This is a genomic window from Fusibacter fontis (assembly GCF_055378735.1).
Window position 1 is genome coordinate 2675372 of record NZ_AP042445.1, and the last position, 12565, is coordinate 2687936.

Consider the following 12565-nt stretch of genomic DNA (forward strand, 5'->3'; position numbering starts at 1 on the left):
TTCAAACAAATAGTTGATATACTCAAGTAAATACTAAACGTATTGACACAAAATAGCTGATACACACACGGAAAATGACAATCCGCAGACCGTAGGGCGAGGACTCTTGTTATTTTCCATGTGTGTATCAGCTATTATGAGTTATTCAGTGTTATTTTGAGTTATACAGCATTATTTTGAGTTATAAAGCATTATTTTGTGTTGTACATCGCGTTTCACATATAGTCACTAGCTTTGCACGAGAACGACTCAATTTTAATCATTTTCTTATATTGTTTTAACTTCAAAAGGAGTCTTTCGCGTTATAATAAATTGAAATTAAGATGAATGAATAAATTTGGAGGTTTTGATGAGTATTTTAGGCAATTTGATATGGATTATATTTGGTGGATTAATTTCTGCCATTGGATGGATGGTTTCGGGGCTTTTGTTATGTGTCACTGTGATTGGGATTCCTTTTGGTTTACAGTGCTTTAAAATTGCGGGTTTGGTACTCGTACCGTTTGGAAAAGAGGTCAATGTGGGTGACTTTGGAGCATTTGGATTATTGGGTAATATTATTTGGATTTTTCTCGCAGGTTGGGCTTTGTGCGTGCACCATTTGGTTTGGGCATTGATTTTAAGTATTACAATCGTGGGGATTCCATTTGCACTTCAGCATTTGAAACTGGCTAAATTAGCAATTGTACCGTTTGGTGCGAGTTACTAAATTGACGAGTTCATGACGTGTGCATGACGTGTTTTGTTGTGTTTTGATGAATTTCCATGAAATACGGTGTTTGATAGAAACCCATTGTTTGGGGTATAATGAATTTATCGAAAAACAGATTTTATGGGAGGGTTTATGAGAATAATTTTAGGTATTCAAGTAGGCGATCGCGTTCACGAAGCGGTAAAAGTACAAGAATTATTGACCAAATACGGTTGTTTTATCAAGACGAGATTAGGACTTCATGAAGCATCTACAACCAATTGCAGTTCCAATGGACTCATTATTTTAGAGTTTTTACCAGGCACTGAAAAAGAGATTGGCTCGATTGAATCGGAACTTTCTGCTCTTGAGACCATTACAGTTAGAAAAATGGAGTTTTAATAGCGAGATTCAATCTGTAATTTTCAATAATCGGTATTAAATATGAACTGACAGGAGTTTGCAACTTCTTGTCAGTTTTTTTCTTGAGCAACTTGAGTAGCTGGATACTCCCCGAAATGGACTTCTTTAAAATTACATTAGAAATATATTAATAATTAGAATATAACTAGATATTGAGTAAAAAGGACATTATACTAGTTATTGTATCAGGATGAAAATTAAGTGAATTGAAACAAACTAAATAGAAACAAAGTAAAATGAATCAAAAATGCAATCAAAAAAGAATCAAAAAAATCAAATGAGGACGTGAATACGATGCAGGTGATAACTAAAAACTGGATGATGCATCCAAGTATGAAAAGGCATGTAGTCAAGAGTGGTGGATTAAAATTTGTGGTTTTGATGCTGGTCGTCATTTTAATGATGGGGACGTTAAGTGGTTGTGGCGCAAAATCAGGCGATGCCAGTAAATTAGACAATTCGTCGAATGCAAACAATTCCATAAATGAGAATAGCTCGTCAAATGAGGACACTTCGTCTAAAAATCAGGGAACCATTTATCTTGTGGGAGAAATGCATGGTAAAAAAGCCATTCTTGATCGAGAATTGGAGCTCTGGGGGAATTTGTATGAGAATGAAGGGATGAGACATTTATTTATTGAAACTGCTTATTATACGGCGGAGCTTCTAAATCTATGGATGCAAGATGCGGATGATACACAGCTGGACATGTTGTATTCTGATTGGGAAGGGACGGCGTGTCATTCTGAAGATGTCAAAGCGTTTTATCAGGAAATTAAAAAGCGCTATCCAGAAACCATTTTTCATGGGACGGACGTAGGACATCAATATGATACGACGGGAGAGCGCTATTTGGCGTATTTAGAGGATCATCAAATGAAAGATTCGGATGCTTACATACGAACTAAAGAGGTGATCAAACAAGGAAAACTCTATTATGGTCATAGTGATGATGCCTATCGAGAAGAGATGATGATTGAGAATTTCAAATGGGCATTTGATCGTCTTGAAAATGCATCCATTATGGGAATTTACGGCGCGTATCATATTGGTGTTGATGTGCCTAAAGATGAACAGGTCATGGTGGTGGATTTAAAAGAAACCTACGGAGAGCGTTTGACCACAGAAGATTTGACGGGTTTTGTGTATTTAACGAAGCCGATTTCAACTGAGACGATGCGCATTGATGCAGTGGATTATGAGGCGAGTTACTTTGGAAAAGTGGATCTCAGTGGTTTCAAAGACTATGCCTATCGAGAATTTTGGCGGCTTGAAGGTGCGTATGACGTGATAAACGCATATGACCGAACAGGCGATTACCTACCACATGATAACTATCCAATGGTTCTGCATGCAGACGAAGCTTATCTGATTCGGTATACTAAACAAGATGGTACTGTTGAGGAATGGTATTATGTCACACAGGGCGATATGAAAGGTGGCAAGGGAAAGACGTATCAGGTAGAAATGCCATAAGACTCAAATAAGAGAACAGCCAAATAAATGAGCCTTAAGGGTCGATCACATGAATCGATCATATGAATCAATCATTTGAATCGATCATATAAATCAATCATTTGAATCAATCATACGAATCAATCTTATGAAACAAAAAATTGACAAAATGATCAAAAAAACCAAGTTACATGTGTCATGAGACGCATTCTAGCTTGGTTTTTTGCTACTCTGGGTAGATCGTTTTTTTGCTGACGCCACCATCGACTACGAGATTGTTGCCGTTGACAAAATCGTTCTCTGGATCGACTAAGTATGTGAGTGCTTTTGCGATGTCCTCTGGTCGCCCAACTCTACCAGATGGATGAAAGGCATGATCGTGAGGTGCGATTTTCTCGTAATCGCCCGTTTCAATCCAGCCGGGACTGATGGTATTCACAGTAATACCAGTACCTGCCAGCGAATTACAAAGAGATATCGTAAAACTAACGATACCACCTTTTGATGCACCATACAGGTCTTTGTGGGGTTCATTTTGTTGCCATCTTGTTGAAGCGATATTGATAATCCGTCCATAAAGAGGACTATTGTTTTCCTCTCTTAGAGCGATAAAACCTCTGGACATGGCAATTGTAGCATTTAAATTGATGCTAATTAAGCGGTAAATTTCCTCATCGGTCACCTCTTTTAAGGGTTTTTCAAAATGTGCAATAGCTGCATTGTTCACGAGCACGTGACATATGCCGTATTTCTTTTGATAGTCTTGATAAAAGGCTTGGATGTGCTCGGGATGAGCAAGGTCAACTTCATAAAAATCGACGGAATCGGGAAGTGTTTGATGCTGTTTATAGTCGATAACCACAACTTGATAATGCAGATTTACGAGCGTTTTAACCATTTCAAGCCCTAAGCCGCGGGTACCTCCAGTGACGATGGCGTTCATATGAAAACCTCCAGTGTTATTGAGCAATTTTTCAAAATGTGCATGATTGCGTCATTATTTTATCACGGAACCCGTTAGATGTGAATGGAATCTAAATCTGTCAATTTCTCTCTTGTAAAAAGAAATGAAGGGTGTATACTGAAAATGTGAGTAAGCACTCACTTTTTTAACAAAGGAGGTCACACGTGAGTCAAAATATTATCGATCATTTGCTTGAGGAAACCAGACAAACTCAAAAAGAAACGTTAAAACTGAGTCAAATAGACGAGGCTGCCATTGCGCTATTTTCTGAAAAAGGCTATGCCAATACCAGTACAAAAGAAATTGCGAATCGGGCGAAAGTGGCAGAGGGCACGATTTTTAGACATTATAAAACTAAAGAAAAACTCCTGTTGAATATTTTGCTTAAATTCATGAAATATCTTGTTCCAGTCATGAAACAGGATGTGAAGAACAAACTTGAACATCAGTCTTTTGAAACGATTGAAGACTTTTTTAGATATTTTTTGAAAGATCGAATTTTTTTTATTCAGAGCAATCACGATATCTTTCGAATTTTTGTAAAAGAGCTCATTTACAATGATGTTCTTCGCAATCAATTGCTCGTGGGTCAATTCCACGATGTTTCCAGCATTTTTTATCACTATTTTGATCTGTTTAAGGAAAAGGGACAACTCGCACATATTGATAATGCCAATCTGTTTAATCGAATGTTAAAAATCTTCCTTGCGGATGCCATTTGGACATTTGTGTTAACGGACCAGTATCAAGTCACAGATATGGATGAATGGATCGAAAAACTCATCAAGCAATACATAGAAGGCGTTTGCAACTTAGAAGGTGCTCGCCATTTAGAAGGTGTTCGCCAAGGAGGTCATTAAATGAAACGATATATTGATTTTATCTATAAATTTCAAAAACCACTGATGGTTCTATTTATTTTGGTCAATCTAATGGCGATTTGGGGAATATTCCATCTCGATATACAGACGAATTTTGATATTTTCAAGATTGAAAACAGTGAGTATCTTGAACATCTAGAAAACCTTGAAAAGGAGTTTTCAACGTCAGACCAAGTCCTGATTATGGTAGAGGATGTTGAAAAAAATCAGGACAAAATAGCAGCGCTTGAGACCTATTTAACAGAGATCAAAAGCATTCGCGCGGTAAAAGGGTTAAATGCTACGTTGCCTTTTCCGAAAGAGCTGATTGCATCACTTGATCTGACGGAATTTTCGTCCATCAAAGAAGTAGATGGAAAAACCTATGGAGTTATAACGATTTTTCCGAGCCATGAATTTGGATATGGGGATCTAAAGGAGATTGAATCTTTTCTAGAAGAGGAAAAACTCACCTACTATATGAGCGGCAATCAGTACATGCAGACGAAGATATTTGATTATTTATTGTTCATTTTACTCGTGATTCCACCGTTTGCGATTTTCATTTTATTTAATATTTTTAGAGTCCAGATGAAATCTGTCAAAGGAACGATTTTATCAGTCATGCCAGCAGGTATCGCAGCACTTTGGACCTTGGGATTTGCAGGTCTTATTGGAAATAATATCTCCATATTAACGGTTCTTGCGCCGATTTTCACCATTATTATCGGTAGTGCAGATGGTTTGCATTTTATTTCTCATATTCAAGAACATTTAGAAAATGGAAAGTCCATGCGAGAGAGTTTAGCGGAATCGCTTAAAATGGTGGGCGTTCCGATGATCATCACCACTGTGACTTCTGTAGCTGGATTTATTTCGTTATTGTTTATGAACACAAAGGCAATCTATGACCTTGCGATTTATGCGTCGCTTGGAATTACTCTAGCAGGCGTTGCAACGTGGCTTGTAATTCCGTTAATCAACAGCTTTGAGCATCTTGATATTCATAAAAAACAGGGCAAACTTTCTTTGGATATACCGTTTAAGAAAACGTGGGGGCGACCTTCCTTTATCGTTGTGATCCTGCTGTTAATCGTATCTGTTTTCACAATTCCCATGATTAACACTGAGTTCAATCAACTGATGATGTATAAAGATTCCACAGAAGTTGCTCAAAATTTTGACAAAATTATGGACATCAATGGCGGAACCATACCTGTATTTGCATTGATCCAACACGATGGCAATCCTTTTGAGCCGATGTTGTCTGAGAAAGTGCGCGCCTATTCGGAGCAATTGACCAGCGATGTGCATGTATCTAAAGTGTTTTCTATGGTGACCATTTCAGATCAAATCATGAGTCAATTGCCTAAAGGTGTCAAACCTGATTTTTCAATGCTACAGCAGTCCGAACTGTATTCCGAATTCGTCAGTGAGCACTACATGAAAGTGATGATTTTTCCAAAGGATTTGAGCAATGACACAATTGAAGCCATCGCAAGTATCACAGATGATTTTGATGGAATTGATCTCGCGAGTTCGCAGCTGACGATGTATGAACTCAATCAAAATATGATTAATGGGCAAGCGCTGAGTTTAGCAGTGGCATATGGACTTGTGTTCATTTCGCTCCTACTAAGCTTGAGACATTTTTTATCAAGTGTGATTGCCATGATTCCGATATTCATAACGACGGTGTTTTTGTTTGCTTTTTTAGGGATGACGGGTATTTCGCTCAACCTATTTACGACGACACTGTTTAGCATCACCATTGGAGTAGGTATTGACTACGCGATCCATTTTACCTCTATTTACAAAACCTATAAAGATGAAGGGTATAGTAGCTCAGAGGCGGTTGAAAAAGCTTATGGATTTTCAAGTCGTCCAATTATTGCCAATGCACTTGGTTTTTCAATTGGATTGAGTGTGCTCTTCATTTCGCCACTGAAAGTCCATTTTTACGTGGCTTCATTGATGTGGGTTTCTATGGTGTTGTCTTCATTTTTAAGTCTTTCATTGCTTCCGACGCTCCTTAAAAAATTGAAATAGCCTGTGGAAATTGCATAATTACCTTTTCAGTGCGATTTCTAAGCCTAATATATTTAAAAGAAAGAGGTGTGACGATGGAAAAAATCGATTTTTCACGTGAAATTCAGCGCTACAACACGGACTCTATCAAGTATGATGCAGCAATTCAAATGGGAAAGCCAGATGGGTTGATTCCACTTTGGGTTGCGGACATGGATTTTATGGCACCAGATCAAGTCATCGAAATCATGGTGGAAAGATGTCAACACGGTATATTTGGCTATACGGATGCAATTTCGGATCATTACTTTGATGCGGTGGGAGGATGGATGAAGCGTCATCACGGATTTTCGCCTAAGAGAGAGTGGCTCGTCATGTGTCCAAGTGTGGTCAATGCCATCTGTACGGCGATTCGAGCACTGACCAATCAAGACGATGCAGTTATCATCCAACAACCGGTTTATCCACCTTTTGCAGAATCGGTACTTTCCAATCACCGAAAGTTGGTCGTGAGCCAACTCCTCTACCATGAAGGGAAATACACCATTGATTTTGAGGATTTTGAAGCTAAGTTGATCTCCGAAAATGTCAAACTTTTCATTCTTTGCAATCCTCATAATCCTATTGGAAGGGTTTGGACAAAAGAAGAACTCATTCGTCTCGGTGAGATTTGTTACAAACATCATGTCAAAGTGATTTCAGATGAAATTCATGCAGATTTTGTTTTTGATGCATGGGGACATCATCATCATGTGTTTAGTGCACTAAAACCGGAATTCTCAGAGATGACCATTACCTGTACAGCACCGTCCAAGACGTTTAATTTAGCGGGACTTCAGCAATCGAACATCTTTATCGCCAACGAACTCATGAGGGCAAACTTTAAAAAAGAAGTAACGCGCATGGGGCTTGGTGTTCCCAATGTCATGGGATTTGTTGCGTGTAGAGCCGCTTATGAGCATGGTGAAGAATGGCTCAAAGCGCTCAAAGTGCAATTGATGGACAATATCCAATTTGTGAAACGATTTTTAGAAAATGAACTCCCGCAGATTCGACTTGTGGAGCCTCAAGCGACGTATTTGTTATGGTTAGATTTTTCAAGTCTAGGACTGACTCAAACTGAATTAGATGCACTCATCACCCACGAAGCAAAACTCTGGCTCAATACCGGAACCATTTTTGGTGCTGGTGGAGAAGGCTTTCAGCGAATGAACATCGCATGCCCGCAAGCAACACTTGAGAGAGCTATGAAGCAGTTGAAAGAAGCGATGGATAGACGATGAGTAAAGATGATTAGTAAAATTTATAAGACGAAAGATCCAATAAGATTAATAAGATCAAATGTTAGATTAGATTGTCTGATTGTCATTTGAAAGAAAAAAACAACCCGGACGCTAAAATGTCTGGGTTGCTTGTGTTTTCAAGTATGTGTCTACTTGTCGATAACGATTATTTCCGTGATTTCGCGAGATAAATTGTATAAGATGAATGCGTAAAATTCATTTGATTTAAGTAATGGAAGATCAATCTTTCCTGTTGATTCAGAAAATTTTACCATAGAAGACGAAGTCGCTTCATTATTTACGGTTATTGTGCAGTTTGTTTTAGGAGATATATGAAAGTAAGCCTTAAATACATAAGGAGTTTCTGAATCATTCCAAGCGTATTTTTTTGATGCGAACATAGAAATCCAAGTGTTGAAGTATGAAGTTGAAATTTTGTCAGATAACTCTAAAGGGTTAGGAGCTATAAAGCCATAAGAATTTTTGATGGATTCTTCGATGGATTTAAGTTCATTTATACTATAATGTGTTATTTTGATATGGGAATTTGAATTTTCTTCTGTAATTGGAACAACGGAGATTTTTATTTTGTTGTAACTTATATCTGGAATATAAATTCCATGACCCATAAGTCTTCCTTCTTCAGATGTATATAGACCAGTGATTGTATTTGACTTATAGATAAATTGATTATCTTTAAAAAATGAAATTTCCACTTCAAGGTTATGATCGTTGCACACAGGGAGTCCATTTGCTACCTCGAAATAGGTATCAGTAGAAGTTTTTCGAGCATTAACAGGTTTAATTCTTAATTTGAAAAAATCATCATTGAATTCAATAATTTCACTTTCAGTCTGATTAATCTCAGCATGATACGAAGAAGCTAAAGAAGTATTTTCGATTGTTTTGGTATCAATTGTACCTGATTCTACGAGAACATCTTTTAGGAGTTTGGTATCGTCCTTTAGTTTTGTTGCTAAGGCGTTGTAAGCAATATGTGCCATATGTCCTCTTGAAAATGGAGAATCTTTTAACGTGGAAGCTTCATAAGGCGTAACAAGTCTTAAAGCTGCTGCAAAATCTAAGGTATTTTGATATTCAAAATCATTTGATTGATACCCCAACGATTTTAATATGAAAACAGTAAAATCACGAGCAGAAATATTAGCTTTTGATCCGAAAGTCGTAGCATTTAGACCTTTTGTAATACCTTGGTGATACAAATAACCGACATAAGGATTCGCCCATGTTGGCACGTCCGTAAAAGGATGTGAAAATTGATTTTGTGTCGCTTCTTGTTCTTTACCTAGAAATTTAACGAGCATTGCAGCTGCCTCAACTCTTGTTGGTGCTCTATCAAGTTCGAAACCTCGATCGGATCCGTTAAAAAGATTGAGTGATTTTAATTCCTCAGCCTCTTCTATGTAATCAGAAGCATAGACGATACTAGAAATACTAAGTAGCGCCATCATAGTAACAATTAGTAGAAATTTTTTTCTCAACATAACATTCTCCTAAATATTATTTTTTAAAAACTATTTAAAAATAATATCACAAAATTTATTTTATTTCAACATCAAATCCAACGAGCACAGTTACGCGTGGAACAACAATCCGCAGAACGTGAACTTCGTTCGAGGACTCTTGTTGTGGAGCGCGTAACTGTGGTAGTGGGGCGATTGAGAAATGTTACTTGAGATTGTGGCTCTTTAGGTGTTACACTTAAGTAGAATGAAACAAGGAATGCTATGATAGCGGATCATGATAAGTATGAGTAGTGTGGAAGCTAGTAAATTTAAGATAATAGAGGCTTGAAATTCATAGGAGGCAAATACATGAGTAGATTTATCGCATTACGTAATTTTATGAAATCGGGTTTTGGCGAATGGAAAGATGAATTGAAATCGGATCAGGAACTCAAACTACCACAACCACCCCTTGAAAAGCCACACAAGCGATTGGCAAAAACCATTGATTTACCTAAGGTAACAGAAGAGTCTGAACGCATCATGAGACAAAACAGTTTGTTTCAGGCGATTCAGGATCGAAAAAGCACGCGTGCTTATGCGGAGGCATCTATTTCCTTAGAAGAACTCAGTTTTTTGCTCTATGCGACACAAGGTGTAAAGTCCATTAAAGGAACAAATTATGCGACGCTCAGAACCGTGCCTTCTGCAGGTGCGCGGCATCCATTTGAGACGTATTTAGTGGTTCAACGCGTAGAAGGACTGGAAAAAGGCGTGTATCGGTACCTTGCTTTGAGCCACCGATTGGAATTTATGTTTGATGATGATTTTTCCATTGAGCACATACATCACTGTTCTTTAGAACAATCTTTCGTTGCCAAATGTGCGGTGACGTTTATTTGGAGTTGTGTTCCTTATAGAGGGGAATGGCGGTATTTGATGGAAGCGCACAAGGCGATGCTGTTAGATGCTGGACACCTTTGCCAAAATCTCTATTTGGCTTGCGAAGGAATTGGATGTGGCACTTGTGCCATTGCGGCGTATGATCAAAAAGCCATTGATCAATACTTGGGATTGGATGGCGAAAATGAGTTTGTCGTGTACATGGCCCCAGTAGGAGTATTGAAATCGAGGGAATCTTAAGTGACTTATGGAGGCATCAATGAATACAGTATTGGCACTGGTAACGGAATCGGAAGCGACCAAAAACGATCTGTGCAATCAATTAAGCGCCATCTTAGAAGATTATATGTCAATTGTGGGATATGCCACTGAAAGCGGCGTCGATCAGTTGATTCGTGCGGATTTAGTCGTGTTTAGTTCTATGGAAATGTATGAAATAGCGCGTGAATTAGTTGATCCTGAATGCCCAGTGATCGTTGCAAAAAGGTCGCTGAATATGGCGCACCTCGATCAACTTTTCAATATTCCCAATCAGACAACAGTGCTTGTGGTAAATGACCTCATTGAAAATGCGCGTGAAATTATTAAACTTCTCACGGAAGTGGGAGTCGATCATCTCCGATATCAAGCATATGCGCCTGGATGTGAGTATGATTCAACCATTCAGTATGCCATAACGCCTGCTGAAGTAGCACTTATTCCGCCTAAAATTCCCAATAAAATTGACTTAGGAGCAAGAATTATTGATATTTCTACTGTTATTGAGATTTTGACGCGGTTGAATTTACTCGATGAAAAGGCGCATTATATCAGCGCGAAGTACGTTGAAACCATTATAAGACTGAATAAACGGCTTCATGACCACGCAGAAGAAACCAATCGTTCAAATCGATATTTGTATAAAGTCCTCAATCATGTGAATGATGGGTTAATTGCATTTGATCAACATGAGAAAATTACGGTTTTTAATGAGACGTGTGAGGCGATTTTTGGGATTCGATCGACGAGGGCAATCGGTAGGCCTTTGTCAAATTTAATTCGAGAGCCTTCCATTTACAAGTTTTTAACGCAGACACAGGCCCAAGATGAAATGGTGGGTAAAATTGGCGACAATCAATATGTGATTGGAAAAATGGCCATTGACCCACTCAAGTCATATGTCTGTACTTTTAAAAATACCAAAGATACTTTTGATATGGAGAAAAAGTTACGTCAAATGATGACCAAACGGGGACATGTTGCAAAGTATCAGTTGGATCATATTGTTGGACAGTCTGACGTCATTAAAAATTGTATTGAGACTGCGAAAAAACTCGCCACAACAGATTTGAGTTTATTGATTCAAGGCGAAAGTGGTGTCGGAAAAGAAATTTTTGCCAGTGCCATTCACAATGCATCTCCAAGGGCAAATGGACCGTTTTTAGCGATTAATTTTAGTGCGTTACCAGAAGAACTCGCTGAAAGTGAACTATTTGGATATGAAGAAGGTGCATTTACCGGGGCGAAAAAGGGCGGAAAGAAAGGTTTATTTGAAGAAGCCAATGGTGGCACGATTTTTTTAGATGAAATTGGAGATATTTCACCTCGAATTCAAGCGCGACTGCTTCGAGTTCTTCAAGAAAAGGAAATACGACGCGTGGGTGGCGCAGAAATTATCTCCATTAATGTGCGCGTCATTGCGGCTACACACCGAGATTTAAAACAAATGTGTCATGATGGCGCATTTAGGGAAGATTTGTATCATCGTCTTCGAAAGCTGTATCTGCGCATTCCACCACTTAGAGAGCGAATTGATGACTTGAATCCACTTATAGACTACTTTTCCACATCGTCTGGAAATCGTTCGTTGAAAATGTCTCCGGAAGTGATGAGTCGATTATCACGGTATAGTTGGTCGGGAAACGTGAGAGAACTTCAAAACTTAATTGAGTATTTGCAAGTAGTCTGCGAAGAGGGCGTGGTGAATTGGTCGGATTTACCGGAAGATTACCTAGCGTTATTAAACGATGAACATGCCTCCTTGCAGCCAAGTGACTCAAAATCATTTGCATGGGTCGATGAAAGTCAACATCAGGACGCATTTCTGTTAACCAAAGAAGATGTTCTCATTTTGCGTATCATTGAAAGTCAAATGAAGCAAGGCCAGTGTATCGGCCGAAATCTCATTTCAAAAATGGCGAGTGAGGTGATGCCAAGTTTGACACCGAATCGCGTTCGAAAACGAATGGATTGGCTAGAAATGAATGGACTGATTGCAAAAGGTGTTGGTCGAGCAGGGACTCATTTAACGGAATTAGGTCGAGAAACGATTAAAAATCAGCGCAGCTAATTGAGGACTGATGACTCAAATTGAGAATTGTCGACTGAAATGTGAATGAGTGTGTTTAATTGGTTAATAATAGGTCGAATAGGCGATGAATGAGTTTTTAACGTGTGGTTAATTGGTTGAATTAGACGTTTCGTTCATAGATGGCATGAATCTATTAAGAAAA

10 protein-coding genes are annotated in these 12565 nt (G+C 38.4%); 8 read left to right on the forward strand and 2 right to left on the reverse strand.

What is annotated here, in order from left to right; translation table 11 throughout:
• Nucleotides 1–349: 349 nt before the first annotated feature.
• The 3 genes from ACZ41W_RS11965 (at nucleotide 350) to ACZ41W_RS11975 (ending at nucleotide 2590) form a co-directional block, all read left to right on the forward strand.
• On the forward strand, nucleotides 350–709 hold the full coding sequence (locus tag ACZ41W_RS11965; protein ID WP_464312214.1) for a YccF domain-containing protein: 360 nt from the start codon (nucleotides 350–352) through the stop codon (nucleotides 707–709).
• 135 nt (nucleotides 710–844) lie between these two features.
• Nucleotides 845–1093: a CPF_0552 family protein gene (locus tag ACZ41W_RS11970; RefSeq protein WP_464312215.1), complete on the forward strand. Its 249-nt coding sequence runs from the start codon at nucleotides 845–847 to the stop codon at nucleotides 1091–1093.
• Between the two features lie 315 nt (nucleotides 1094–1408).
• Nucleotides 1409–2590, forward strand: coding sequence for a hypothetical protein (locus ACZ41W_RS11975; protein WP_464312216.1), 1182 nt, complete (start codon nucleotides 1409–1411; stop codon nucleotides 2588–2590).
• 205 nt (nucleotides 2591–2795) lie between these two features.
• Here ACZ41W_RS11975 and ACZ41W_RS11980 read toward each other — a convergent pair whose 3' ends face one another.
• Complete coding sequence (locus tag ACZ41W_RS11980) at nucleotides 2796–3512, reverse strand: SDR family NAD(P)-dependent oxidoreductase (protein WP_464312217.1); 717 nt, start codon at nucleotides 3510–3512, stop codon at nucleotides 2796–2798.
• Nucleotides 3513–3697: 185 nt separating this feature from the next.
• Between ACZ41W_RS11980 and ACZ41W_RS11985 the strand changes: the two genes are divergently transcribed.
• The 3 genes from ACZ41W_RS11985 to ACZ41W_RS11995 all read left to right on the forward strand — a co-directional run bounded on the left by ACZ41W_RS11985 (nucleotide 3698) and on the right by ACZ41W_RS11995 (nucleotide 7704).
• Entirely contained in the window at nucleotides 3698–4393 is a 696-nt protein-coding gene (locus ACZ41W_RS11985) for a TetR/AcrR family transcriptional regulator (RefSeq protein ID WP_464312218.1), read from the forward strand.
• Nucleotides 4394–6442, forward strand: coding sequence for an efflux RND transporter permease subunit (locus ACZ41W_RS11990; protein ID WP_464312219.1), 2049 nt, complete (start codon nucleotides 4394–4396; stop codon nucleotides 6440–6442).
• Nucleotides 6443–6516: 74 nt separating this feature from the next.
• Nucleotides 6517–7704 (forward strand): MalY/PatB family protein, encoded by a 1188-nt coding sequence (locus ACZ41W_RS11995; protein WP_464312220.1) that lies wholly within the window; start codon nucleotides 6517–6519, stop codon nucleotides 7702–7704.
• A 149-nt stretch (nucleotides 7705–7853) separates the two neighbouring features.
• Here ACZ41W_RS11995 and ACZ41W_RS12000 read toward each other — a convergent pair whose 3' ends face one another.
• A complete protein-coding gene (locus ACZ41W_RS12000; protein ID WP_464312221.1) occupies nucleotides 7854–9209 on the reverse strand; it encodes a hypothetical protein in 1356 nt (451 codons plus the stop codon).
• A 330-nt stretch (nucleotides 9210–9539) separates the two neighbouring features.
• Here ACZ41W_RS12000 and ACZ41W_RS12005 point away from each other — a divergent pair, with 330 nt between their 5' ends.
• A complete protein-coding gene (locus tag ACZ41W_RS12005; RefSeq protein ID WP_464312222.1) occupies nucleotides 9540–10313 on the forward strand; it encodes a SagB/ThcOx family dehydrogenase in 774 nt (257 codons plus the stop codon).
• 19 nt (nucleotides 10314–10332) lie between these two features.
• Nucleotides 10333–12402, forward strand: a complete 2070-nt coding sequence (locus ACZ41W_RS12010) for a sigma-54 interaction domain-containing protein (protein WP_464312223.1) — start codon at nucleotides 10333–10335, stop codon at nucleotides 12400–12402.
• Nucleotides 12403–12565 lie beyond the last annotated feature (163 nt).